General features: G+C 49.2%; 21 protein-coding genes. 9 read left to right on the forward strand and 12 right to left on the reverse strand.

Features of this window, described 5'->3' with window-relative positions; all coding sequences use genetic code 11:
* The first annotated feature begins 155 nt into the window (after window positions 1-155).
* The 3 genes from ABT58_RS08865 (at window position 156) to rarD (ending at window position 3,262) form a co-directional block, all read left to right on the forward strand.
* A complete protein-coding gene (locus ABT58_RS08865; RefSeq protein WP_047874017.1) occupies window positions 156-932 on the forward strand; it encodes a maleate cis-trans isomerase family protein in 777 nt (258 codons plus the stop codon).
* Between the two features lie 196 nt (window positions 933-1,128).
* On the forward strand, window positions 1,129-2,283 hold the full coding sequence (locus tag ABT58_RS08870; RefSeq protein WP_047874091.1) for an amidohydrolase: 1,155 nt from the start codon (window positions 1,129-1,131) through the stop codon (window positions 2,281-2,283).
* 82 nt (window positions 2,284-2,365) lie between these two features.
* Window positions 2,366-3,262 carry an EamA family transporter RarD gene (rarD, locus tag ABT58_RS08875; protein WP_047874018.1) on the forward strand — a complete coding sequence of 299 codons (897 nt, stop codon included), beginning with the start codon at window positions 2,366-2,368 and terminating at the stop codon, window positions 3,260-3,262.
* Window positions 3,263-3,332: 70 nt separating this feature from the next.
* On the opposite strand, the gene ABT58_RS08880 is transcribed toward rarD, so the two are convergent.
* The gene (locus tag ABT58_RS08880) at window positions 3,333-3,797 is read right to left on the reverse strand and encodes a nuclear transport factor 2 family protein (protein WP_053063035.1); all 465 of its coding nucleotides are present in this window, start codon (window positions 3,795-3,797) and stop codon (window positions 3,333-3,335) included.
* A 181-nt stretch (window positions 3,798-3,978) separates the two neighbouring features.
* Between ABT58_RS08880 and ABT58_RS08885 the strand changes: the two genes are divergently transcribed.
* Window positions 3,979-4,896 carry a LysR family transcriptional regulator gene (locus tag ABT58_RS08885; protein WP_047874019.1) on the forward strand — a complete coding sequence of 306 codons (918 nt, stop codon included), beginning with the start codon at window positions 3,979-3,981 and terminating at the stop codon, window positions 4,894-4,896.
* Window positions 4,897-5,030: 134 nt separating this feature from the next.
* Here ABT58_RS08885 and melB read toward each other — a convergent pair whose 3' ends face one another.
* Window positions 5,031-6,404, reverse strand: a complete 1,374-nt coding sequence (melB, locus tag ABT58_RS08890; RefSeq protein ID WP_047874020.1) for a melibiose:sodium transporter MelB — start codon at window positions 6,402-6,404, stop codon at window positions 5,031-5,033.
* A 501-nt stretch (window positions 6,405-6,905) separates the two neighbouring features.
* Window positions 6,906-9,023 (reverse strand): alpha-galactosidase, encoded by a 2,118-nt coding sequence (locus ABT58_RS08895; RefSeq protein WP_047874021.1) that lies wholly within the window; start codon window positions 9,021-9,023, stop codon window positions 6,906-6,908.
* A gap of 439 nt (window positions 9,024-9,462) precedes the next feature.
* Between ABT58_RS08895 and ABT58_RS08900 the strand changes: the two genes are divergently transcribed.
* Both ABT58_RS08900 and ABT58_RS08905 read left to right on the forward strand, forming a co-directional pair.
* On the forward strand, window positions 9,463-12,612 hold the full coding sequence (locus tag ABT58_RS08900; RefSeq protein ID WP_047874022.1) for a beta-galactosidase: 3,150 nt from the start codon (window positions 9,463-9,465) through the stop codon (window positions 12,610-12,612).
* 240 nt (window positions 12,613-12,852) lie between these two features.
* Window positions 12,853-13,857 carry a substrate-binding domain-containing protein gene (locus ABT58_RS08905; protein WP_047874023.1) on the forward strand — a complete coding sequence of 335 codons (1,005 nt, stop codon included), beginning with the start codon at window positions 12,853-12,855 and terminating at the stop codon, window positions 13,855-13,857.
* Between the two features lie 90 nt (window positions 13,858-13,947).
* On the opposite strand, the gene ABT58_RS08910 is transcribed toward ABT58_RS08905, so the two are convergent.
* Both ABT58_RS08910 and ABT58_RS08915 read right to left on the reverse strand, forming a co-directional pair.
* Window positions 13,948-14,382, reverse strand: coding sequence for a hypothetical protein (locus tag ABT58_RS08910; protein WP_047874024.1), 435 nt, complete (start codon window positions 14,380-14,382; stop codon window positions 13,948-13,950).
* A gap of 35 nt (window positions 14,383-14,417) precedes the next feature.
* On the reverse strand, window positions 14,418-15,329 hold the full coding sequence (locus ABT58_RS08915) for an ABC transporter permease (protein WP_047874025.1): 912 nt from the start codon (window positions 15,327-15,329) through the stop codon (window positions 14,418-14,420).
* 287 nt (window positions 15,330-15,616) lie between these two features.
* On the opposite strand from ABT58_RS08915, the gene ABT58_RS08920 reads away from it, so the two are divergent.
* Entirely contained in the window at window positions 15,617-16,393 is a 777-nt protein-coding gene (locus tag ABT58_RS08920; RefSeq protein WP_107205067.1) for an SDR family NAD(P)-dependent oxidoreductase, read from the forward strand.
* A gap of 71 nt (window positions 16,394-16,464) precedes the next feature.
* On the opposite strand, the gene ABT58_RS08925 is transcribed toward ABT58_RS08920, so the two are convergent.
* The 3 genes from ABT58_RS08925 to ABT58_RS08935 form a co-directional block, all read right to left on the reverse strand.
* The gene (locus ABT58_RS08925; RefSeq protein ID WP_047874027.1) at window positions 16,465-17,616 is read right to left on the reverse strand and encodes a hypothetical protein; all 1,152 of its coding nucleotides are present in this window, start codon (window positions 17,614-17,616) and stop codon (window positions 16,465-16,467) included.
* A 10-nt stretch (window positions 17,617-17,626) separates the two neighbouring features.
* Window positions 17,627-17,848: a hypothetical protein gene (locus tag ABT58_RS08930; protein WP_047874028.1), complete on the reverse strand. Its 222-nt coding sequence runs from the start codon at window positions 17,846-17,848 to the stop codon at window positions 17,627-17,629.
* 390 nt (window positions 17,849-18,238) lie between these two features.
* Window positions 18,239-18,442 (reverse strand): hypothetical protein, encoded by a 204-nt coding sequence (locus ABT58_RS08935; protein WP_047874029.1) that lies wholly within the window; start codon window positions 18,440-18,442, stop codon window positions 18,239-18,241.
* Window positions 18,443-19,373: 931 nt separating this feature from the next.
* Here ABT58_RS08935 and ABT58_RS23700 point away from each other — a divergent pair.
* Window positions 19,374-19,760, forward strand: coding sequence for a hypothetical protein (locus ABT58_RS23700; RefSeq protein ID WP_082211044.1), 387 nt, complete (start codon window positions 19,374-19,376; stop codon window positions 19,758-19,760).
* Between the two features lie 104 nt (window positions 19,761-19,864).
* Here the strand turns inward: ABT58_RS23700 and ABT58_RS08945 are convergent, their stop codons facing one another.
* From ABT58_RS08945 to ABT58_RS08955, 3 genes are all read right to left on the reverse strand, one after another.
* Window positions 19,865-20,371: a GNAT family N-acetyltransferase gene (locus ABT58_RS08945; protein ID WP_047874031.1), complete on the reverse strand. Its 507-nt coding sequence runs from the start codon at window positions 20,369-20,371 to the stop codon at window positions 19,865-19,867.
* A 16-nt stretch (window positions 20,372-20,387) separates the two neighbouring features.
* Window positions 20,388-20,972: a TetR/AcrR family transcriptional regulator gene (locus ABT58_RS08950; protein ID WP_047874032.1), complete on the reverse strand. Its 585-nt coding sequence runs from the start codon at window positions 20,970-20,972 to the stop codon at window positions 20,388-20,390.
* A 203-nt stretch (window positions 20,973-21,175) separates the two neighbouring features.
* Window positions 21,176-22,057 carry a LysR substrate-binding domain-containing protein gene (locus ABT58_RS08955; protein WP_047874033.1) on the reverse strand — a complete coding sequence of 294 codons (882 nt, stop codon included), beginning with the start codon at window positions 22,055-22,057 and terminating at the stop codon, window positions 21,176-21,178.
* 205 nt (window positions 22,058-22,262) lie between these two features.
* On the opposite strand from ABT58_RS08955, the gene ABT58_RS08960 reads away from it, so the two are divergent.
* A complete protein-coding gene (locus ABT58_RS08960) occupies window positions 22,263-23,456 on the forward strand; it encodes an MFS transporter (protein WP_047874034.1) in 1,194 nt (397 codons plus the stop codon).
* 168 nt (window positions 23,457-23,624) lie between these two features.
* On the opposite strand, the gene ABT58_RS08965 is transcribed toward ABT58_RS08960, so the two are convergent.
* Window positions 23,625-24,695, reverse strand: coding sequence for a LacI family DNA-binding transcriptional regulator (locus ABT58_RS08965; protein WP_047874035.1), 1,071 nt, complete (start codon window positions 24,693-24,695; stop codon window positions 23,625-23,627).
* Window positions 24,696-24,900: the final 205 nt, after the last annotated feature.

Below are 24,900 nucleotides of genomic sequence, written 5' to 3' on the forward strand. Positions count from 1 at the left end.
CAACGTACTAAGCCGCCATCATAAATATTAACGTAGCACACACCCTGTTAATCACTATTACCCCTCTCTATAAAACAGTTTATTAATTAACGAGGAAACGTGCCGCTGCGCAATTTCTCTCACAGCTAAAAAATAATAAGAACAAGGAAAGAAAGATGAACTTTGACCAATTTGATGCCTTTGAAATAAAACTTCAGTTTGAGCCGGCACCACGTCCTGAGCGTGTCCACATTGGATTAGTGCAACTGGCCAATGATCACACGCTAGAAACCGATTGGTCTCACCTATTGCGCGAACAAGCGGCCCTGTTCAGCACCCGCATTTTCAAAGAAAACGGCATGACGCCGGAAGCGCTTGACGCCGTTGCCGCCAGCATCAGCGACGGTGCGGTATTGGTGGGTGATGGCCTGCCAATGGATGTGATGGCGTTTGCCTGTACGTCAGCATCGATTGTGATCGGTGAAGATAAAGTGGCGAAACTGATGACCCAAGGCCGTGGTGACATTCCAGCCACAAACCCTTGGACAGCCGCACAAGTCGCCTTTAAGCACCTTGGCGCAAAAAGAGTGGCCGTATTATCGCCTTACCCAACGGATGTGAACTTCCCACTACGCCAGCAACTGATTGACGCCGGTTTTGATGTGGTTGCCCTGGCCGCATTCGGTATTTTAGATGACAACATCATCCACAAAGTCCCACTGCAATCGTTTGAAGAAGGCATTGAGATCCTGCTGAAAGACAACGATGTCGATGTCATTTTCATGTCATGCACCAGCTTACGTGCGGTCGAGAAAATTCAGTACCTTGAAGACAAATTCGGTGTGCCGATTGTATCAAGCAACTCCGCGTTGTTCTGGCATGCCATGCACCTGTGCGGCAAAACAGCGGTTTGCCCGGGTTACGGAAAACTCCTTTCAGGCACAGTAATTTAATCTAACTGACAGGACGGATCCGTCATAAAGACACAAAAAGGTTAGGCCTCTGCCCTATTCATCGGTTTCGAGGGACATGTTACTCACGCAGCCATGACGACAGAAGGCACTAACGACTCCCCCTTTCCTCACTGAGCAAGATCACCCCCTGATCTTGCTCTCCCATATTGAAGTGAATGCTATGAACCAAAATGACATGTGTCTCGCGAAAGCGATTATTGAATGGCGCCAATACCTGCACACCACACCAGAAATTGGCTTTGAAGAAACCGTTACTGCCGATTTTATCGCCCATAAGCTGGAAAGTTTTGGCATTGACGTACACCGCCATATCGGCAAAACCGGCATGGTCGGCATCCTTAAACGTGGTACCTCCGATCGCAGTATTGCCCTGCGTGCTGACTTTGATGCCATTCCCGTACAAGAACAAAACACCTTTGGTTATGCCTCTCAACGTGCAGGCATGATGCACGGCTGTGGCCACGATGGGCATGTGGCGATGCTGCTGGGTGCGGCGTACCAGTTGTCACAAGACACCAACTTTGACGGCACCGTGTATTTTGTGTTCCAGCCGGCTGAAGAGCAAGGTACCGGCGCCAAAGCCATGATTGAAGATGGCTTGTTCACCCGCTGGAAGATGGACGCCATCTACGCCATGCACAATTTGCCAGGGTTGGAGGTCGGGAGCTTTTTGATCAGCCCGGACTCCGTGATGGCCAGTGAAAACCATTTCAGCATTGAAATCCATGCCGCCGGTGGTCACGCCGCGATGCCACATCTGGGCAGTGATCCGGTACTGGTGGCCTGTAATGTGGTGTCCACCTTGCAAGGCATCATCACCCGCAACTTGGATGCCATCCATGAACCCGCCGTGTTATCGGTCACCGATATCAAAACCAACGGGGGCGCCAATGTGATCCCAACGGTGGTGACACTCTCAGGCGATACGCGCTGTTTCACAGATGAAACACAAGCCTACATCAAGCAGGCCATGGAGCGCGTAGTCGCTGGGGTTACCGCCGCTGCCGGATTGGATTACCGCTTCACGTTTGAAAACTGCGTGCTCTCAACCATCAACAACCCTGATAAATCAGACGTTGCGGTGCGCGTGGCAAAGAAAATTGTCGGCGCAGCCAAAGTTAACGACAAGTGTAAGCCGTTCTGTATTTCAGAAGATTTCTCGTTCATGCAGCGTGAAATTCCAAGCAGCTACATTTTGGTGGGTAACGGCGCAACGGGCGAGAAAGGCGGTGTTCCCCTACACCTCCCGCATTACGACTTTAATGATGACCTGCTGATGATCGGCGTCGATTTCTGGGTGGCGTTAGTTCACGACCAGTTAGCGCGCTAATTACCGCTTTTCTTCTCTTTTTCATTCTATCGCATGCAGATCACCACCGTGATCTGCATGCTGCTATATTGAGGTACGTAGTATGTTGTTATCAGGCAATGGGATAGCGGTTTGTGCCTTCTTAGTATGGGGATTACTGCCGCTCTATTTTCAATATATCCCCAACGCCAATGTGCTCGAAATTCTCTCGATTCGGGTGTTATTTTCGATCCCATGTATTTATTTATTACTTAAAGCCCTGCGTATCCCCATGGGGAAAATCTGGGCGGCCATGCACAATAAAAAGACCGTCTTTTTATGCTTTCTGGCAGGCATGTTTAACTTCATGTCACTGTACAGTTTTACGTGGGCCGTCACCCATGAACAAGTGCTGGCAGCCAGTCTGGGTTACTTTATAAACCCCATTTTTTCGATCGTTTTTGGCGTGTTGTTCCTCAAAGACAGGCTCTCAACCTTTCAATCTGTCGCGGTGGCCCTGTCTATTGCGGGGATTGGGTGTCAGGTCTATTACTACGGTGAGTTACCTTGGCTTTCCCTGATCATGGGCGGCGCGTTTGCGTTATACGGATTAATGAAAAAGTTTATTCGCCTCGATGCCCTCAGCATCATGATGATCGAATTAATCACGATCCTGCCATTGGCACTGGGCTTTTTATTTCATGATCTATGGCAACAAACGTCCGTCTTCCAATCGGGCGACACCCCTAAAATCCTGCTTTACTTACTTTCCGCCCCTGTCACCTTAATTCCGTTAGTGTTGTTTTCCATGGCGGTGGAGCGCACCAATTTGATCATGATTGGCTTTATCCAATACATCGAACCCAGCATCCAGTTTTTGCTGGCCGTCATTGTGTTTGGGGAAGCCTTGCTGCAGGTGAAAGTGATGAGCTTTGGATTAATTTGGCTGGGTTTGCTGCTGTGCATCATTGAAATGACATTCAGGAAAAAGCGACCGCCGATGCAAAAGGCGCTGGGATAACGATAACCGCTTCCTCCTCTCTATTAAACGGCCATCAGCCCGGTATACCTGGGCTGATGGCGTAGCGTGCTTATTCAGCATCCCCGTTAACTGGCACGACGTGATATTCATGGATAAGCACATTCCCTGCCTCATTCACGCTCACACGCCAGGTTTCATTCAATGAAAAATCTGCCGGCTCGCCACCCATCGGGGACGTTGAATGGGTTTGCGCTTGCAGACGAATACGCATGGTCACTTCATACGCTGTGCGCCCCGCTGAAGGTGCCGTGGCTGCTGGCTGTACTTCCACCTGCTCAAGCTGATGGTGGCAATCCGATTTAAAAAGGCTAAGTGCGATAGCATACCAATCGCGGAAACCATCATGACCATGGAACGTCCCTTCCGGCATGGTGATCACCACATCGTCGGCCAAGTACGGCGTGAAATAACCGCTTTCTTCGGTCAGGCGATCAAACGAGCCAAACCAGTGCGACACAAACTGGCGAATACGACGTTCCTGCTCATCATCCAAACGCTCTACGCAATCACTCATCCTGTTTCCCTTATTCATTCTCAATACGTTATTTCAAATTGATGCCGCTAGCATACGCCTTACCATTATTTACTTTTAGCCTTGTTACGCTTAAATCATTATTAGGAAATGCCTAACAATCATCCTATACTGCCCTGAATCACGGCGTACACGTGCCTTCATTATTGACGGAGACCGCCCCATGAATGGTGCTACCTACAACCAATTACAGATTTTCCATGCCATTGTGCAGGCGGGCAGCCTGACGCAAGCCGCCCGTCATTTAGAAGTGGCGCCGGCATCGGTTAGCCAGGCCCTCAAAGCGCTTGAAAAGCAACTCGGCTTGCCGCTGTTTACTCGATCTACCCGCCATATCGAGCTGACTGAAGCGGGGCAATTGCTGCATGAACGCACCCTCACCTCCATGTCAGCACTGAATCTGGCGGTGGAAAGCATCAGCGATCTCGGCCACCAGCCGTCAGGCAAAGTGCGTATTACCATGCCGCACTTTGTTTATCACATGCTGATCAAACCGGTCTATGTGGAATTTTGTCAGCGCTATCCGGCCATTGAGTTAGAGATTTCGTTGTCAGACGCGACCGTCGACATCATGCGTGAAGGCTTTGATATGGGGATCCGCTTTGGTGAGAAAGTGGAAGCCGGCATGGTGGCACACCCGCTGACACCTCCTATGGACAGAGCGCTGGCAGCCTCTCCGGCGTATGTGGCCCAGTTTGGCCTGCCGCAAACGCCCGATGAGCTGAAACACCACAAAGCCGTTCAATACCGTTACATCACGTCTAATCAATTAGCGCCGTTTGAATTACTGCAAGACAATCACCGCATTACCGTTGAAATGCCCCGCGCCTTGGTGGTGAATGACACCTATTTGGTGGTGGATGCCGCCTTAAACGGGCTGGGCATTGGGCAGTTGATGGGGCCGGTGTTTGAGCCTTACTTTACATCGGGCGAACTGATCCCGGTATTACCCGACTACTGGACGTCTATCTCCGGCGTGCATGTGTATTTCCACCAGCACAGCCAAAAAGCCAAACGCGTGCGCGCCTTGGTGGATTTTTTGTTGGAAAAGCGGGATGAAAAAAAGAGCCAGACCGCATGATCTGACTCCAAATGACTTGAGAGAATGTTATTTGTATTTTTGAGGTGTTGAGATACTGACTGTTTAGATATGGAATGTGCCGTGCGGCCAGAGAACACCGCACGGTTTTTTACCTATTTCAATATTCTAAGAGATTACGCTTCAACCGGTGTGCCTTGCGCGTTTTCGCTACGCTCAGCAGCGGCTTTATCAAAGCCATCATGCAGGCGGTAGTAGCGGCGGTAAACCAGAGCACTCACTGTCATCAGAATGGCTGGCAGACCGACCATCATGAACTGCAGACCCATAATGGTGCTGGCAGACTGTTCAACGTTTGGCACATAACCCACCACTGACAGACCCACACCCACGATGAAACCACCGGCTGCGCCAGCAAATTTCACCAGCATAGTTTGTACAGAGAAAATCACACTCTCACTGCGATGACCGGTTTTGTACTCACCGTAGTCCACCACGTCTGCCAACATGACGGTTTGCAGGGCGTTCGCGATACCGACACCGAACTTAATCGCGGCACCTGCAACACCAATCAATAGTGCATTACCCGGTGCAATCACACTCATCACCAGCAGGATCACACAAGACAGTACCGGGAAACCACTTGCCATCAACCAAAGGTACTTGCGAGGAAGCAGCGCCGCGATACGAGGAAACAGGAACACCCCCGCCACTTCTGCAATACCTGCCACCATCATGTACACCGGGAACAAATCGGCATTGCCCAATGCGTAAGAGAAGTAGTAAATCGCAAAGCCACCGACCAACAGGTTCGCAATCTGGAATGACAGTACGGTACCGATCAGTGCTTTTAGCTGGTCGTTCTGACCGATAATCACCAATACATCTTTAAAGCTGAATTTTTCCGCCGGTTTCGCATCGGCAGGTGCCGCTTTTTCTTTCACGTTACGGGCCATCAGGAAGGCACTCATCACGAACAGTACCGCAATCAGCATCGCGACATTAAAGAAGCCGTCACCTTGGTCACCGTTACCTAGTTTGCCGACAATGTGCAGGCCGTAAGTACCGGTAATGAACCATGCCAAGCTCGCAAACAAACGCGGCCACACCACCAATTTTTCACGCTCCTGACGTGAGCTCGACAGCGCAGGGATCATCGACCAGTAAGGGATATCCATAATGGTGTAGGTTAAGCCCCACAAGATGTACGCCGCCGCCGCGTAAATGTACAGCGCGGTGCCTTCAAACATGTGCGTACTGAACAAGCCCACCAGCACGATGGCATTGAGTAGCGTGCCAATCACAATCCAAGGGCGGAACTTACCGAATGTAGAACGGGTATTGTCCACCACCACGCCCATCATCGGGTCAGTAATAGCATCAATAATACGAGCGGCAAGGAAAATGGTGCCGACGAACGCCGCCGACAAACCCGCCACATCCGTGAAATAGAACATTAAAAAAATGTAGATAGGCGCACAGGCGAAGTCTTTGCCCAGCGCACCTAACCCGTACGATAACTTGGTTTGTAGCGTAATTTGATCAGACATATTCTATCCTTCCGGTCCGTTCCTGCTTTTCCCTCGCACGGGCTTGCAACACTGACCTTGTGTTTTTAATGGTTATGTCCAGTGCTGCTGCGTTCACCTAACGATCGCGCATTGCCGTCACTGCCCCTTCAGTCTGATGACAAATGTACCCACTCTGCCACTTGGAATCTGTGATCCACTGCCTCTTTATGGAAACGTTTACAGCCAGTTCAGAAAAGTGAGATCCAGAGCGCTATTTTTATACTTCTTACGCATTAAATACGCGTATTATCTGATTTTGACGACTATTGAGACGTAAAACAAGTTGAAAACGGTTTCACAACTCACATTCCATTGCCGCGTATCACGTCGCCCCTCTCCTCATAGAACGTTATCCCCATAGAAGCACATAAAAAAAACCGCATGGGCTTAACACCAATGCGGCTGCAAAATGCAAACTTAGGATAAAAGAGAAAAATGGGCGTGTTTATCGCAATAAGCACGTAAATAATGAGGGGGCTATCAGTCAATCTTTTCGCATTTGATCAACATCGCGGTTTCCGCATCCAGAATCGGCATGGTTAAGCCTACCGATTCACACCAATCACCGGTCAACTCACAGCCGGATTCTGTCCACGGCGGCTGATAGTTCACGATATCATCGTAATTGCTTGGCTTATCCAGCACCGTAATGCGGTAAGTGGCTTGTGGATCTAACCCCGGAATACGTAAGTGACCGCTTAATGCATGGGTTGGCATGGCTAATTGCGCCACCAATACCACGGCTTCACTGAGGTCGTTGGCAACCACAGCATGCACCTGATGGGCCTGATCATCGGTCGGCACTCGCCAGGTACGGCCACCGTGCAGCAGTGGACGCAGCATTTTGTGCAGCTTGATGTAATGCTCAAACCCTTGTTTTTCATCCGCCGATTCTTTAACCGGATCCAGTTCAATGCCCATGTGCCCGCACAGTGCCGTTAAACCACGGAAGGCAATGCTGTGACGACGACGCGTGCTGTGACAATGGCTGGCCCCAATGTGGCTGCCCATCACTTCCGGCGGGAAAAAGTAGCTCATGCCACGTTGAATAGTCTGGCGTTCCAACGCATCATTGTTGTCTGACGCCCAGAAACGATGAGTCCGTTTCAGCACTTCAAAATCAATACGACCACCGCCTGCCGCGCACGATTCAATCTCCACCGTCGGGTGCTTGGCGCGTACTTTATCGACCAATTGATAATAGCGTTGGGTTTGCTGATGCGCAGCCGCTTGGCCGAGGTGTCCCGGCTGCACCACTTCGCGGTTCATATCCCACTTGATATAGGCAATGTTGTACTGGCTCAGGAAATGATCCAGGCGTTCAAACAGAAAATTAAACGCTGCGTTATTTTGCAGATCAATCACATACTGATTTCGGCCCGTCGGCTGATCATAACCGTCAACGGCCAATAACCAATCGGGATGGGTACGGAATAAATCCGAATCTTTATTGATCATCTCGGGCTCAAACCACAAGCCAAACTCCATTCCCAGCGCATTCACGTGTGCCACCACTGGCGCTAAACCTTGTGGGTATTTTTCACGGTCCAAGAACCAATCACCCAGCCCGGCTTTGTCGCCGTTACGGCCTTTGAACCAGCCGTCATCAATGATGAAACGCTCGACACCCATGTCGGCCGCTTGGGTCGCCATCGCCATGATGTAGTCTGGATGATGGTCAAAATAGATCCCTTCCCACGTATTCAGATGAATAGGACGCGGCTTCTGAGCAAACTCACACGGCAAAATAGAACGACGCACGTGTGAGTGGAATTGGTGGCTCATGCCATTAAGGCCCTGATGGCTGTAGCTGGCGTACAACCACGGCGTCGTCAGGCTTTCACCCTGCTGAAGGCTCACTTCGCCCGGCAGGTAAATCACTTCTGCCTGCATCACACGGCGACCGTCCGCTTTAACGTCTACGCGCAAACGGTGGTTGCCACTCCACGCAAAATGAAAGCCCCACACATCACCCTGCATTTCATTGAAATGCGCTGTACCAGCCACTAAAGCAGGGTAATGTTCATGCGAGGTACGGCCACGGCGGTTTTCCTGCTGGTAACCCCCTTGCGGCAGCGCTTGACGTTCGGTTTGAAATTCTTTGACCCAACGACCGTAAAAGGTCATCAACTCGTTCGCACGGGCAGGCAACGGCAAGGTGTTCGCCAAACGATTCACCTGATAAGCTCCGGCTTTGAGGTTAGTCAGCGTGTGCCGGGTTTTCACCACATCAAACGTATCCAAAAACAGTTCGGTGGTTAAACGCAGACCCGCTTTCGCATCTTCGCTGACAATCACGGTGCCTTCTTCCTGCGGGGTGATCTGGGTGATCACAAACACCGGCGCCCAGTCTTGTCCGTTTCGGTGCCCTTCTAAACCCGGGCTGCTGAATACGCCACGCCCCAGTTCAGGGCTTAACGTCATTGCCACGTCGTTATCTAAACGGCCATACGGTACCGGACGTTGCAACGCTAAACGGCTGTTGTCTATATTGCCTTTTACGGGTAGCCCCCAGTGCAAAATCTCGGCGAAATCCCCCATTTCAACCATCAATTGGGTGTGCGTTCCCACTAATTCAATCAGAGATTTTACCGTCATTTTGCTTTTCCTTGCATAACAGAGAGCCACCCGATGGGCCGTTAATTGATGCGTATCATAATTTAAAAAACGGCAATTACTGTGATTCACACCACACAAATGGGAACGTTTTCACTCCGAATAATCCAAATGCGTATTTTAAATACAGCATTGGCGTAAAAACCAACAGAATCACCACGCAAACGCACATTAAGCACCCCATGTATACCTACAGAGAATGAATAATGCTTTATTGAGGCCAGAAACATCCGAATAACGCGTTAAATTTCACATCAAATTAGTAAAAATGCCACCCTCATCATGAAAACGTTTCCAGTTTTATTTTACACTCCAGAAAAAGGTCGGCGGGCAAACACGACAATCACTGTCGACGCCACGCCCAGCAGAAAGATTGCACCCACACTGCCCCTCACAACAAAGAGAACAGAAGTAGGAAACCATGACGGCATTTCTAAGCATTATTCAGCGACGCGACTGGGAAAACCCACAATCAGTGAATATTCACTGCTTAAAAGCACACAGCCCACTGGCGAGTTACCGCCAACCGGAACACGCCCGCGATGGCCGTCATGCCCAGTGCCGCTCTCTTAACGGGCAATGGGCGTTCAAATTGTTTGATGCACCAGAGCAGGTCGACGGTGCCTTCATCGACCCGCAGTTTGATGACAGCGCGTGGGATCGCATTACTGTACCGGCTAACTGGCAGTTACAGGGTTACGACAAACCGATTTACGCCAACGTGAAATACCCGTTTGACGTGAATCCGCCATTTGTGCCGGCAGACAACCCAACCGGTTGTTACCGCACAGAAATCACGTTAACCGACGCCGATCTGACTCAGACACAGCGCATCATTTTTGATGGCGTGAACTCAGCGTTTCACTTGTGGTGTAACGGCCAGTGGATCGGTTACAGCCAAGACAGCCGCTTACCGGCAGAGTTTGATCTGACACCACATCTGAACGTCGGCACCAACAGCTTGACCGTGATGGTGATCCGCTGGTGTGACGGCAGTTACTTAGAAGATCAGGACATGTGGTGGATGAGCGGCATTTTCCGTGATGTCACCCTACTGAGCAAACCGCAGCACTGCATTGAAGATGTGTTCATCACGCCAGATTTAGACGCCTGTTACCGTGACGGATCCCTGTCGGTTGTGACGCACCTGAACGCGCCAGATTCGTACCAAGTACAAGTGCAGTTGTTTGACGGGGAAAACGCGGTCAGCGAGCCACGTATCGACCGTCCACACAACCGTCGCATTGACGAGCGAGGCACGTATGACGACGTGGTGTTCCAGACGCTACACATTCGTGAGCCGAAACAATGGAGTGCCGAAACCCCGAACCTGTATCGCTTGGTCGTGTCGCTGCTGGATGCCGATGGTAACCACATCGAAAGCGAAGCCTACCCGGTCGGTTTCCGTAAAGTGGAAATCAAAGACGGTCAGCTGATGCTGAATGGCAAACCGCTGCTGATCCGTGGGGTGAACCGTCACGAGCATCACCCTGAATTGGGTCATGTGATGACCGACGCCGATATGATCCGCGATATCTGCCTGATGAAGCAGTACAACTTCAATGCCGTGCGTACCGCCCACTACCCGAACCACCCACGTTGGTATGAACTGTGTGACCAATACGGCTTGTATGTATGCGATGAAGCCAATATTGAAACCCACGGCATGCAACCGATGAACCGTCTGTCGGCGGATCCGCAGTGGGCACACGCTTACATGAGTCGCTACACCCAAATGGTACTGCGTGATAAGAACCACCCGTCGATCATCATTTGGTCACTGGGTAACGAATCCGGCCACGGCAGCAACCATAACGCGATGTATGCGTGGTCAAAACAATTCGACCCATCCCGTCCGGTCCAGTACGAAGGCGGCGGCGCTAACAGTACAGCCACCGACATCATTGCACCGATGTACGCGCGCGTGAACAGTACCATTGACGATGAAGCCGTGCCCAAATGGCCGATCAAAAAATGGATTTCACTGCCTAACGAGCACCGTCCGCTGATTTTGTGTGAATACGCCCACGCCATGGGTAACAGTCTGGGCAGTTTTGATCAGTACTGGAACGCGTTCCGTGAGTTCCCACGCCTGCAAGGTGGCTTTATTTGGGACTGGGTTGACCAAGGCTTGAGCCAGAAGGATGCTAACGGCACGCATTTCTGGGCCTACGGTGGCGACTTCGGCGATGAAATCAATGACCGTCAGTTCTGTATTAACGGCCTGGTCTTCCCGGATCGCACCCCGCACCCGACACTGGAAGAGGCCAAGTTCTGCCAGCGTATGATCACGGTCGCACTTGCTGAGCACATTCAGGTATCGCCATCACAAGCCACCTGCGAGTTAACCGTGCGAAACGAGTATCTGTTCCGCGCGACCGATAATGAAATGCTGCATTGGTCGCTATTGGAAAATGGCGTGGTGATCCAAACCGGTCAGTGCCCGCTGAATATTGCCGCTGACAGTGTACAAACTCTGACAGTCGCCTTGGACTTCACACCGAAGACCGATACGCAGTACCACCTGAACACTGACATTCGCCTGATCACTGCGACCGCATGGGCAGACGCCGAACACTGCTGTGCCAGCGAACAGTTTGCGCTGCGTAACCACTGTGGCTTGGTGTTACCGACACTGAACACACAAGCAGCACCGCAATTGCAGGTTGAGAACGACACCCTGACCGTCACCAGTGACGATACGCGTCATCAATGGCAGTGGAACACCACCACAGGCCTGCTGACGCAATGGACGGTGGACGGCAGCGCACAATGTATTCGCGCACCAGAAGATAACTTCTTCCGCGCCCCGCTGGATAATGACATTGGTGTGAGCGAAGTAGATAACGTCGACCCGAATGCTTGGGTGTGCCGTTGGGACATGGCCGGGATCGGTCGCTGGGAACGTCAATGCGTACAGTGTGACAGCCAAACCCAACGTCAGGCCGTATTGGTCACCGCCATGTTCGCTTACCATTTTGGTGGCGAGATCCAAGCCATCACCACATGGACGTACACGCTGCATAATGACGGCAAGATGGATATCGATGTGGATGTGAAACTGGCAGATCACCTGCCGCCAATGCCACGCATCGGGATGGAAATGGTGCTGCCGCTAACAGCGAATGTGCATGCCCAATCAGAAACACAGCAGCCGGAACATGAAGACTGCCTGATCACCTGGCAAGGTCTAGGCCCGTTTGAGAACTACCCTGACCGTCTGGCCGCAGCGCGTGTTGGCCGTTACACCCAACCGCTGAGCGCCATGCATACGCCATACATTTTCCCGACCGACAGTGGGCTACGTTGTGGTACGCAATGGCTGCAACTGGGCAACCTTGAAGCCTTCGGCCAGTTTATGTTTAACGTGAGTCGCTACAGCCAGCAGCAACTGGCCGAGGCCAAGCACACCAATGAACTGACAGCGGAAGACGTGGTGTATCTGCGCCTTGACCACCAGCACATGGGTGTAGGCGGCGATGACTCTTGGAGCCCAAGCGTGCATGCTGAATACCAATTGACGGACAAAGCCTATCAATACCGCATCACCTTGGCACCCGCAGCCCAGTAATTCGCTAGGCGCTAGACATACAGTTAGCTGACCGATAAACATCCCCAAGCTTCCTTCGCGAAGACTTGGGGATTTTTTCATCGCTTGCGCTTCACGCCTTTATCAAATGCATTAAAAACCATCAAAAATCACTTAAAACCTTGAAACCGTACACTTAACGCCCGTTTTCCGTTTGAGTTATCACGCTAACTATTGTTAGATGCAGGCTGTTACCAAAAACACATCAACCACGAGGGCCCTATGGCTACCATTAAAGACGTTGCGAAAGAAGCAGGGGTCTCCATCGCCACGACTTCCCGGGTGATCAACAATGCCCCGAACACCAGCCAGACAGCCATTGCCGCCGTACAAGCCGCGATGAAAAAGCTGGGCTATCGTCCGAATGCCAACGCCCGTGCGCTGGTGAGCAAGTCCTCCAACACCATTGGTGTGCTGGTCAATGATGTGTCCGCCCCTTTCTTCGGTACCATGGTCAAAGCCATTGATACCATCGCCAGTGAGCAGGAAAAACAACTTCTAATCGGCAGCGGCTACCACGATGCCAACAAAGAGCGTAACGCCATTAACCTGCTGATCAACAGCCGTTGTGAATCCCTGGTGGTACACAGTAAAGGCTTGAGTGATGACGAGCTCACCACGCTGGCGCAAGAGATCCCCGGCATGGTGATCATCAACCGCACAGTGCCGGCCATTGCTGATCGCTGTATTGCACTCGACAACCATCGCGGCGCGTATCTGGCGACCGATTATCTGATCCGAAACGGCCACCGTGACATTGGGTATATATGCTCAAGCCATGACATTGAAGATGCGCACGACCGCCTGGCCGGTTACCTTGACGCACTGCGCGATAACGGCATTGAACCCAAAGATCACTTCATTGAATACGGGGAGCCGGATGAATGCGGCGGCGAACAAGCCATGGTGAACCTGATTGCCAAAAACACCCCTATCACCGCAGTCGCTACCTACAACGATGACATGGCCGCCGGCTGTTTGGCGCTGCTACAGGAAAATGGCATTCGCATACCGGAAGAAATGTCGGTGATCGGGTTTGATGATGGCCATATTGCCCGCTATATCTACCCGCGTCTCACCACCATTCGCTACCCCATCCAAGTGATGGCCAGTGAAGCAGTGAAACTCTCATTGATGCTGGCGAACAATGTGCCAGTCGAGCGCGGCGAGCAAAAACTGTTTATGCCAACACTGGTGCGTCGTGCCTCGGTTTGTCAGCGGCAATAAGCACGGATAGACGTAAACAAGCTGATAGTAAAACAGAAAGAGCCAGATGATCTGGCTCTTTGCATCTCGATTACTCACATGATTCAACACTCACTCTAACGGTGTGTTGCACTCATACAGTATTTCCGCTTTTTCCTGCATCGTTCCCTCATGATATTTCACAAGGCTTAACCGCGCCTTCAGTGCATCCTTACTGAGAAACATGCGCTCATTACTCATTGCATGATAGAACTCGCCCGTATCCGTGTTTTTAATCGCCACCTGAAACCATAAAACATCCGAAACATCATTCATGGTCATGATCGCCCCGTTCATCACCCAAAACTCATAGGGTGCAAGGGAAAACACGTTGGCGGCTCCAAGCGGCTGCGCTTTGTTTCCCACTAACTCAACATCCCTCAATTGGCTCTGCACGGGCTGATTAACATCATTACCCGGGTGTAAATAACATTCTAAAGACAGCTTACTGGCCAGCACCTGGGGCGAACACAGCAACAGACACACAAGCATCACTTTTCTATACATCACCGATTCCTTAATGCATGGTTCAACAGCAACCGCTAGTGCGCCTTTCTTTCATTGGTAAAGTGATCCAATAATCCCTGCCTGACGGTAATCACCGGGTAAGTATCGGGAAACGCCATGACCACACGTTCCCCCTTATGCCTAAACAGGGCCACACACGTTTGCCTGCTTTTCACCGCGCCTTTAAACACGTATTCCTCTGTCTCGCACGGCGCAAAATTGGCTCCCCAAATTTCCGTCTCCGGGTACGGATACGTGGCTTCAATCAATGCCAATACAAACAAGACCGCCGCCGATACACTTAATGGCCGGATCCAGGCATAAAGAAAACACTGAATATCGTTGGTTTGTTTAATAACGCCATACACGAAGGATCCCAAGATCACGATATAAATCATCTTCATCACATCCATGAAGACATCAAAATAGACGGTGTTCAATACCGCCATCATGACCATAAACGGCAGTGGCATAAGTACAAAAAGCACGAGACATAAGGCACGATCCCCGACATCCTCCCCCAATAGCATGACGAGAAAGCCCCCGATGAGTGCCCACAGCAGCACTAACAACACAGGAGAAAATAACAGTGCCATCCCCCAAGCGAAATCGAACGCGATGACCTGTGTACCAAACAGCACCAAGCACACACTCAGGACAATATATCCCCATGGAAATAAAGCAAAAATACTGCGATTTATTGCCTTTGTGAGCAGACCCAAACGTCCTTTAATCGGCATTTGCATCAAGATGATGGGTTTATGGCTCCCTTGTGCTGTTTCCGAACTATTCGTTTTCGTGCTATTTGCTTTCGAGCCCTGTCTTTTGGAGTTATGTCTTGTAGAACTTTGTTTTTCAGGGTTTAACTTTTCCAGTTCTGGTTTAATTTGACCTTGCTGTGCGCGCTTAGATTGATTCGCGCCGGATTTCCCTCGACCTCGTTTCATGCCCAATCCTTGGTATTTGCTGCATTCTTTTGCATTAATAAATAGCGTATTAAAGACACTGCTGAGAAAAAAGGCATGAACGTCAGATTAGTTTGCAGTGCCTCGCATTCCCTTCCAAAAGCGAAAATATGCACATTGGCGCGATTTGCATACCACCTGTCATCATTGGGTATCTCATGCCGCCATCAGTAGGCATATACTGTCCCTGTCAGCAAAACAACGCGGTATTCCAACGCGGAAAAAACAAGAACAAATAAAAATTAAGGACCGTTATCATGGCAGCAACTATAAACAGCACCGCGTTAATCACCGGTGCATCAAGCGGTATTGGTATGGAATTGGCAAAAATCCATGCCAGCAAAGGGGGTGATGTCGTTTTGGTCGCCCGCTCTGAAGACAAGCTCAATGCCTTGAAATCGGAACTGAAAGCCCAGTACGGCATTACGGCGACGCTTATCCCCGCCGATCTGTCTCAACCTGATGCCGCTCACACCGTCTACAAGACGACATTGGATTTAGGCATTCATATCGACACGCTGATCAACAATGCAGGCTTTGGTGGACACGGGAAATTCCACGAACGCGCACTGCGTGAGGAACAAGCCATGATGCAAGTGAACATGGTGACATTAACGAACCTGACCCACCTTTACCTCAAAGAGATGGTGGCACGTCAACACGGACGCATCTTAAATGTTTCTTCCACTGCGTCTTTCCTGCCGGGACCGCTGCAAGCGGTGTACTACGCAACCAAAGCGTATGTGACCTCTTTCAGCCAAGCCATTGCCGAAGAGGTAAAAGACCAAGGCATTACCGTCACAGTGTTATGTCCGGGTACCGTGGCAACAGGTTTTGTGGAAGCGGGAAATTTAGAGGGGGTGGATATCTGGAAGCTGGCAAAGTCTGCGGAATCCGTCGCAGCCTGTGGCTATCAGGCGATGGAAAAAGGCACATTGGTGGCCTTTAATGAACGTCCATTACAATTTTTGCTGAACTGGGTCGTGCCTTTATTACCGCGTAAATGGGTATTGGCCATTTCCCGTAAAACCATGGAAAAAGCTTAATTACCATACCGGTAAATTCAACAGAACGAGCAAAATAACGGGCCAATACAGGCCCGCTGAAATTCATCGCTTTATTCGTTAATTTGTTTCGCAAGCAGGGCCAGCAAACCTTCGGCATTTGGAATGTCTTTACCTTTCGGGCCCTTATAGACCTGACCATCGACCAAATTTAAGAATGCGTCGTGATTGTTCACTTTGGCCGACTCGCCATACGCCAACCAAGGCGCAATAACCGCCTTATCCGTTGAAACAATATACCCACGCGAATCGATAGGCAGGTGCACGCTTTTAGATAACATCATGGTGTTAAGCGGGTTAATACCGCTATACGCTTGGAACTTCCCTTTCGAATAGTATCGAGCTGCCGCTGAAATAGATTGCGCGGTAATGTTCACCGCCAAGTTCGCCGCCACTGATACAGCTGTGGTCACCGTATTTGTCGCAACCGTTTCCACGGTATGATAACGACGACCTCTCTCATCTCGGTAATACACGTTTTCGACTTTTTCACGCTCGAACCAAGGGATCTGCATAAATTCATTGCCCCCGTCGGTTTGTGAGTTATGGATAGTCACAGGGACACAATAATAAGTTTGACCTTCCCAGTTCACTTCCACCATTTTCATCTGCCATGGGTAGAATTCTTCTGCCAGGAATCGCTTACACAATGCAGGCATCACCACGCCAAGCATGATGTGATAAAACTCACCTTGCGATAACTCAAACAAGCCTTGTGCTAACTGCTTCGCTTCAGCTTGATCACCCGATTGCGCCGTCAGAATGAACAGGATGATCTGTCCCCACAGTGATTGATGTAATTGGAAATCAACCGGCAAGCGCTCAATCGCGGCTAGGGCCTCTTCTGTGCGATCAGCGGCTAATAATTCCAACACTTCGGAAAGGTGATGAACACGCCATTTTGCATCGGCACACGGGAATTTATACGCGTCTACGGTGTTTTCATAAGATTCAAAACGCTTCGTAGCAGCAAATGCCTCGCGCGCTTCTTCAAGCGTTTTAACGTGAGGCTCACGCGCAATGATTTTTTTACGCGTTTTTTCTTTAATTTTCAGCGCTTTTTTGCAGTCTTTACTTTCATTGTTAAACAGACACAGGCTGAGACCAAAACTGTTATACCAATCCGTCGCAAAATTCGGTTTCTTGGAGTGAATGCTAGCGAACAGATCTGCATTGCTCACCAGCATATTGATGTAATTTTCCATAGCCAGATCCTTATCCAAACATGGCGTAGCCAATGAAAGCCGCAATAATCAAACCGCCCACTAACTTAGTGCGCTTGATATTGGTTTCGTTTTTTTGCACACGAGGTAAGTCGACAAGATCCGCTTGTGCTTTCACATCGCGAAAATCTTCAAGACGCTGATCATAGTGACTCTTACGGGTTTGAATAAGCTCAATATAGCGTTGTACGACAGGTGAGTTGTCGTGTTGCATGTTGTAGTCCTTAACAAGCAGGATAAATCGAGGGAGGCTATTGTCTGTAAAAATTTTATAAAATCAATGCTTTTGTTGATAGTTTTATAACTAGAAGTATTCATCATCGATGAGAAAGAGGAATGAGAACAGATATCCGTATGCGGCGTTCTTGGTCTAATGGCGCATTATCTGATGCAGAAATGAGGTATATTGCGGGTAGGGGCAGGAGGAGGTATCGGCACACTGATATTCATGGTGCGTCTATCGCAAGAGGATCGTCACACTCAAAAAACAAGGCCATTCACCAACATACCCTATGGCACGACGGTGAAATCTTCACCCTAACTCAAAACCCATTTTACCTTGAAGATGAATGCGTTATTTTGAATTAGGGGGAAATCATCATGACTACTGATGCATGTTGATGAAACGTTCAGCTTTTTCGAAAAGGCTATCACACAGTTTCTTTTGTTTTGTATACTCAGGTGTCCCTTCCGTCAAAGAGTCTAGCGTTTCTTTCTCTTTATTATACGCACCGACCATTTGCGTAAATCGCTCTTCAAACTCACCTTTACGCATTTTTTTGCTATTGCTTTTAACTGGCTTTTTCATAATTTCCTCTTACTCTCAAAGATCTAACTCTTTTTTCTATTCCCGTTCCAACAGAATATCTTCGATTTTACGTCATACTTGATGAATATTATTAGGCTTACTTTCTCTAGCATCGTTTTTATCTTTGCGAACTTGACTTGTGTAGTGAGCCAGAGAAGAGTTGGGCGATTTCTTTTTCACAGTGATCTTTCCATTTATGATGAAGCATTAAACAATTTTAATTTCATCATCCAACAGGTTAAATATTAACAACCACCTTCAACTCACAAAGTTAAATTACGCCATAGAAACTGACATTAAAATGAGAGGAGCGGCGTTATTACACAATTGTTAGAATAACAAATAATATAAACACATGAATTTATAAGCATCATGCGTTATTAATCAATAATTAAGTGATAAAACGAAGGCCGTTTTCATCATTCAATGACGTTGAAAAAACGGTGCTTGAATTTGACATATATCCCCCTGCAATATTAACAATCACAATAAATGTGATCATATCAAACATGAATAAAAAGCTATCGCAGGATAAATATGACGAATTTAATCGAAAGGAAACTGAGAAGATCTTGAAATAATTTTTCATTTGTAGCTCAAATTTTTGAGCTACGGCCACTATACACTTTGTATCCAGAATAGATAGTTATTTCTATCTTTTATTTTTCTTTCGAATAAAAACAATAACATATATACCAACGCTTTCGACGCAAACTTCGCCAATAAGAAAAATCATCAACATTCATACGTCTTCCATCCGTACAGTTGTCGGGGCTTTGCTAATTAACATTGCATACCACCCAAGAGACCTGTGATGTCAAAAGAGGAAAGCGTCACATTAAAAGTCTACCGCCATTTTGGCGATATTCTGTGGTTACAATGGAAAAGAAAACAAACGCCATTAACCCAGATAGCCCCCAACGAGGCCGTGATGAATGACAAAGCGAAACATCTTTTTCATTACCTGTGTGCGCAATATGATCAGATATCAGAAGATCTCGACACGCGCCCCTTTCCTGAGTTTTCTGAAACCATCCATCACCCGTTAGGGAGCTGCTTTGTACGTTGCCCGGTTGGCAGTCAGCGTTTTTCCATTGTATCTGTTCACTTTGATCCCTCGGTAAGAGGACAAGGGGTCTTCACCCAGTTCCTTGATTACGTCAGAAGCCATCCGCACCACTACCAAGGCCTCGAAGTGGCGATCATTGAAAATAAGCACCTCGCCCATCGCCTGTTACATCGCGGATGGCAATACAAATCGCTGTTCAGCAAAATCTTCTTTTCCGAAAAACCAACGCTCATTAGCGATTTTCAATAAAGTGGCCATATCGGTTTCATCATTGAGTATGAACGCCACATAAAACGAAAAAGCCATCACTCCTAAGAGCAATGGCTGAATAATGTTGACTCACCTACGTGCAATTACACCTGCTCGCTTGGCTCTTTCCACATAATGGGGTTGGCAAACGCCCCTGTGATACTTGATGCCGTTTCACCGACTTGTGCCAACACACCTGGCGTTAATTCTTTCGCGAACCAGCATTCCACCGGCGCTTGGGTTTCTACCGGGAAGGCGACCTGATGCGGTGTGTTGTAACGCGTGGCGTAATGCATCGGGTCGCCCAGTACAAAAATCGCATCGGCATTGAGGTGTTTCTCGGCTTCCTCCATCAGTCGCGTTGCATAACGTTGGCCCTGAAAGTCAGGCAATACCGCTAGCGGTGCCATGATATAGCATTTCAAATGCGGCGCGTTGACTAACGTCATTGGGGTATAACACGCATGCGCAACACCCTCAAACACGATGGAATAACTGCCTTCAGCGATCAGATCCTCAGCCAGTTCAGCATACAGCTTGGCATGACGCTCATCATAAATACCGCCCTCCGCTAAAAACGCTTCGTACTGGATTTGATATGGGGTTTTCATTGTTCGTTTATCCAACTTATAAATTAAGTAATAACAGATACTTGTTGATGAAGCGTTCTTTCATCGCTTCAAGCGGGTAGGCATCGCTGGCAGACTCGTCGGCAAACAAGTAGTTCAATGCAATGCCGTCGATTTCAGCAATCAGCAAGGGCGTATCAATCTCACAATTTGCCACTGGAACATCGCATAAAATGGTATTGAACGAGGCCAGCATCAGGTCATAACGCGCATCCAACAGATCTTTTAACATCAGACGCGTGGTTGGTTGGCATTTCACCTGGTAATCCAACTGATAAAACAATTTCTGCTCTTCATCGGCCATCGACAAAAAGATCTGATCGACCAATTGAATGAATCGGGCTTTCGCTGATGCATCATCACTCAGTGGCGCGGCACACTCACCGACTTCGGTGATGATCTCCGCCATACGCAGGAAAACGGCCCTGAGTAAATCTTCCTTATTTTTGAAGTGGTGAAACACCAATCCTTTCGACACATGTGCATGCTGACAAATTTGCGCAATCGACGTGTTCTCATAGCCTTGTGTCGCGAACAGCTCAATCGCCGCTTGAATGGTTTGTTGTTTTTTATCTGCTTTCATCTTTACCCTCACCGTCACTCAACCAGCACATGGCTCAGCCCAGATCTCACACGCTTCAACAGCCTGACTGCTCCAATGATTTCCCACCACAAAACACAAACCGACCATCCGGTCTGTGTTTTTATGGCGCGATAGTAGCGGAAGGAATACGGGAGAGTAAGGGATTTCAATGGACGAACACATGACGCGTCATCGGATGTTGACTACAACGTTAATTGCGGTTGGATAAAATCAATAAACGCGGAAATGCGTTTCGCCACATTGGAGGATTTGTAATACACCGCATTGACTTGCTCTCGACCCGTGTTCGTCAGCTTGTCATGCTCAAACAACGGGATTAGCCGCCCTTCTTCGATATCTTTTTTCACCATGAAACCGGAGAGACACGCAATGCCATTCCCTGCTAACGCTAACTGCCTGACTGTCTCACCGTTACTGGACGTCAGCACAGGTTGTAGCGCTTGAAACCCTTTCAATGGCCAATGGTTAAGCACTTTGGGGCCTGAAAAGCCGATAGTTTCATGCTGCGTTAAGTCTGTCACTTTTTCCGGGACACCCCGTTTTGTCAGGTAATTCGGCGAGGCAACGATATACAACAGGCTGCTCCCGAGAGGTCTTGCATGCAACGTAGAATCACTCAATTGACCAATGCGAATCGCCAAATCGGTCTTCTTTTCCAGCAAATCCACGAACCCTTCATTCGACGTCAGTTCCAATTCAATGTCAGGGTATGCCTGCTTGAACGCTTTCACTAACGGAATGAGCTGATGAAACACAAATGGACTCGCCGCATCCACCCGTAGCCGTCCCTTCGGTAATTCTCCCCGAGCGATGATGTCTTCTTCAGCCCGTTGAATGTGCTGCAAACCTTCTCGCACCGATTCAATAAACTGACGCCCTTCATCCGTCAGTTCTATTCGGCGCGTGGTGCGATTCAATATCGAGACACCTAACTGCTTTTCGACTTTGCTTACCGCACGAGAAACACGAGCCACTTGCACATCTAACAACTCTGCCGCCGCAGAAAACCCACCGCTATCCACCACCGCCAGTAACATTTCTAAATCGTCCGACCGTGTCAACATGTCATGCTCCTCACGCAACGTCATTCAAATGGGCTAATGATACCGCCACTGCCATTATTGCATTTATAACAAATATCATTTGTTAAATAGCCCGTTTTTCACAACAAATGAACTCCGCATAATGCCTCCCAACGAAACGCAGCACGGTATGACGCACACAACGCTACCGTGATGCAACCCTAACCTGACAACAGTGAGTCATCGTATGCCTGTCGCCCTTCTTGCATTGACGCTCAGCGCCTTTGCTATCGGAACCACAGAGTTTGTCATCGTGGGATTAATCCCCACAATGGCGGCCGATTTACACGTATCTTTACCTTCTGCAGGCTTGTTAGTGAGCCTTTATGCGCTTGGCGTTGCCATTGGCGCCCCCGTTTTAACAGCGCTAACCGGTCAATGGAATCGTAAACATGTCTTGCTTGCCGTGATGTCATTATTTGTCATCGGCAACGTATTAGCGTGGCAAGCGCCGGGGTACAACACCTTGATTGTGGCCCGCATTTTAACGGGCCTCGCACACGGCGTGTTTTTCTCGATTGGTTCCACCATTGCCACAGGCTTGGTGTCCAAAGAAAAAGCCGCCAGCGCGATTGCGATCATGTTTACCGGCTTAACCGTTGCACTGGTGACCGGTGTGCCGCTAGGGACCTACATCGGCCAATCTTTTGGTTGGGAAGCCACCTTCTTAACCGTTGCGATTTTGGGTTTGATAGCCTTAATTGGCAGCGCATTTTTGGTGCCCAATAACCTTAAACAGCCACCCGCAGCGAAACTGTCTGCCCAGCTAAAAGTATTAACACAACCCCGTTTATTACTGGTTTATGCCATAACTGCACTGGGTTACGGCGGCACCTTTACCGCATTTACTTTTTTAGCCCCCATCTTGGAACAAGTGGCTGGCTTTAATGCCAATGCCATCAGCCTGATCATGTTGGTGTACGGTGTGTCAGTGACGATCGGTAATATCTGGGGCGGTAAAATGGCCGATAAAATGGGGCCAATTAAAGCACTCACCATTATCTTTTCCGGTCTCGCGGCGGTGTTGCTGGTGTTTAACGTGACAGCCGTTCACCCTGTCGCTGCGGTAGCAACCATTCTGGTATGGGGCGCCTTTGCATTCGGCAACGTTCCGGGGCTACAGGTCTATGTGGTGAAACTGGCAGAAAAATATACACCAGATGCTGTCGATGTCGCTTCCGGTTTGAACATTGCCGCCTTTAACGTCGGTATCGCACTGGGATCTTGGGGAGGCGGTATGATTGTCGCCAAAGCCGGGTTGATGAATACGCCTTGGGCTGGAGCGGTTATTGTGCTGGTTGCATTGGGTTTGACCCGATTCAGTGGTCGACTAGATAAACACGAAGAAACGTTAGAAGCGGTACCGTCTAACGGGATGTGATCCCCTTCAGCTCACCGCTATAAAAGAAGTAAATTGCTAAATAAGTAAATTGCTAAATAGATAAGTAAATTGCTAAATAAGTAAATTGCTAAATAGATAAGTAAATAATAGATAGGCCAATGTGGACATGCACATTGGCCTTTATTTTATTGCCATACCACGGAGTGCCTACAACAACCGCATCGCCTGTTCGAGCAATTGCTTGGCTTGTGCCACGTTATCGTTATTAGCGGCATTCACAGAAGGTGCAGCGCTGTTCATCGAACTCACACGGGCTATCAACGCCACATCCAATTCCACATCCAACGGCTGACCATCATCGACCAAGTGCAATACCTGATCGACCGCGATACGGCCATGTTCAGTGAAATTTTGTTTCACCGTCGTCAATGGCGGCAAGAAAAACTCGCTGTCTTCGGTGCCATCGAACCCGACCACAGCCACCGTATTGGGCACATCAATGCCGTGTTCATGCAACGCGCGCAAAACGCCCAACGCCATCTGATCGTTCGCCACCAGCACCGCATCAAAAAAGCAGGTTTGCGCCAATGCTGCACACATGGCTTGATAGCCGCCTGCCGCCAACCAATTCCCTTGCTGAATGCCCACAATGGTCGCCTTCGCCGCCGTCAGTACCGCTTGCCAGGTTTCGCAACGCGCACTGGAGGCATAAGACTCAGCCGGGCCGGTGATCAGCAGAAAACGCTGACGGCCTTGTGCCAGTAAATGCTCCGCTCCTAACGTTGCCCCTGCACGGTTCGCACTGCACACACGGTGTACGTTGGCTTGTTTAGGTACGTCAATAAATAACAAATCATACTGACTGTATTTTTGTGTCAGTAGCTCCGCAAACGCGGCAGATACCGGTATGTTCAATACAATTGACGACACTTTCTGGCCAATCAATTCCCTGACGGCAGATTCAATTTCCTGCTCGCACACATTATCAACCGCAGCAATGGCTGTGGCATAGCCCAATTCATGGGCACGTAACCGGATACCGTTATTGATCATCCCCGCACCGTGGAATGACATATTCAACGACACCACCCCAATCAGGTTTTGATTGGCTTTCAACGATTGCGCCGCCTTGTTGGGTACATACCCCAACTGCTCAATGGCCGCCAACACTCTGATTTTTGTCTTTTCGGACACATTATCTGAACCATTGGTCACGCGCGACACGGTTTGTGTCGATACACCCGCCAAATCAGCAACATCTTTAAACGTTACAGTCATGCACTCTCCACCATGCACTGTCTACCTTGCTACATACCCCACGCACTTTTCACGTTGTACCCGCTGGTATGCTTCACATTCTTGTCGCGCAGTGTAGCACGACATGAAAATTGTTTTCGGTCGACATAAATGTTTTTGAAAACATTTGGTGATCGCACGCACAAAACCCCATCTAAACGCTGCATTAGATCACATTTAGTACAGA

Origin of the sequence: Photobacterium aphoticum, assembly GCF_001029435.1 — a bacterium.
Lineage (GTDB): Bacteria > Pseudomonadota > Gammaproteobacteria > Enterobacterales > Vibrionaceae > Photobacterium > Photobacterium aphoticum.

What these genes read in the sequence shown, in the direction of transcription:
- melB (WP_047874020.1), bottom strand. Translation starts at nt 6,404, where the DNA reads ATGTCTGATCAAATTACGCTACAAACCAAGTTATCGTACGGGTTAGGT.
- ABT58_RS08900 (WP_047874022.1), top strand. Translation starts at nt 9,463, where the DNA reads ATGACGGCATTTCTAAGCATTATTCAGCGACGCGACTGGGAAAACCCA.
- ABT58_RS08935 (WP_047874029.1), bottom strand. Translation starts at nt 18,442, where the DNA reads ATGAAAAAGCCAGTTAAAAGCAATAGCAAAAAAATGCGTAAAGGTGAG.
- ABT58_RS08955 (WP_047874033.1), bottom strand. Translation starts at nt 22,057, where the DNA reads ATGTTGACACGGTCGGACGATTTAGAAATGTTACTGGCGGTGGTGGAT.
- ABT58_RS08950 (WP_047874032.1), bottom strand. Translation starts at nt 20,972, where the DNA reads ATGAAAGCAGATAAAAAACAACAAACCATTCAAGCGGCGATTGAGCTG.
- ABT58_RS08865 (WP_047874017.1), top strand. Translation starts at nt 156, where the DNA reads ATGAACTTTGACCAATTTGATGCCTTTGAAATAAAACTTCAGTTTGAG.
- ABT58_RS08870 (WP_047874091.1), top strand. Translation starts at nt 1,129, where the DNA reads ATGTGTCTCGCGAAAGCGATTATTGAATGGCGCCAATACCTGCACACC.
- ABT58_RS08885 (WP_047874019.1), top strand. Translation starts at nt 3,979, where the DNA reads ATGAATGGTGCTACCTACAACCAATTACAGATTTTCCATGCCATTGTG.
- ABT58_RS08905 (WP_047874023.1), top strand. Translation starts at nt 12,853, where the DNA reads ATGGCTACCATTAAAGACGTTGCGAAAGAAGCAGGGGTCTCCATCGCC.
- ABT58_RS08880 (WP_053063035.1), bottom strand. Translation starts at nt 3,797, where the DNA reads ATGAGTGATTGCGTAGAGCGTTTGGATGATGAGCAGGAACGTCGTATT.
- ABT58_RS08925 (WP_047874027.1), bottom strand. Translation starts at nt 17,616, where the DNA reads ATGGAAAATTACATCAATATGCTGGTGAGCAATGCAGATCTGTTCGCT.
- ABT58_RS08965 (WP_047874035.1), bottom strand. Translation starts at nt 24,695, where the DNA reads ATGACTGTAACGTTTAAAGATGTTGCTGATTTGGCGGGTGTATCGACA.
- ABT58_RS08895 (WP_047874021.1), bottom strand. Translation starts at nt 9,023, where the DNA reads ATGACGGTAAAATCTCTGATTGAATTAGTGGGAACGCACACCCAATTG.
- rarD (WP_047874018.1), top strand. Translation starts at nt 2,366, where the DNA reads ATGTTGTTATCAGGCAATGGGATAGCGGTTTGTGCCTTCTTAGTATGG.
- ABT58_RS08930 (WP_047874028.1), bottom strand. Translation starts at nt 17,848, where the DNA reads ATGCAACACGACAACTCACCTGTCGTACAACGCTATATTGAGCTTATT.
- ABT58_RS08915 (WP_047874025.1), bottom strand. Translation starts at nt 15,329, where the DNA reads ATGAAACGAGGTCGAGGGAAATCCGGCGCGAATCAATCTAAGCGCGCA.
- ABT58_RS08945 (WP_047874031.1), bottom strand. Translation starts at nt 20,371, where the DNA reads ATGAAAACCCCATATCAAATCCAGTACGAAGCGTTTTTAGCGGAGGGC.
- ABT58_RS08910 (WP_047874024.1), bottom strand. Translation starts at nt 14,382, where the DNA reads ATGTATAGAAAAGTGATGCTTGTGTGTCTGTTGCTGTGTTCGCCCCAG.
- ABT58_RS23700 (WP_082211044.1), top strand. Translation starts at nt 19,374, where the DNA reads ATGAATGACAAAGCGAAACATCTTTTTCATTACCTGTGTGCGCAATAT.
- ABT58_RS08960 (WP_047874034.1), top strand. Translation starts at nt 22,263, where the DNA reads ATGCCTGTCGCCCTTCTTGCATTGACGCTCAGCGCCTTTGCTATCGGA.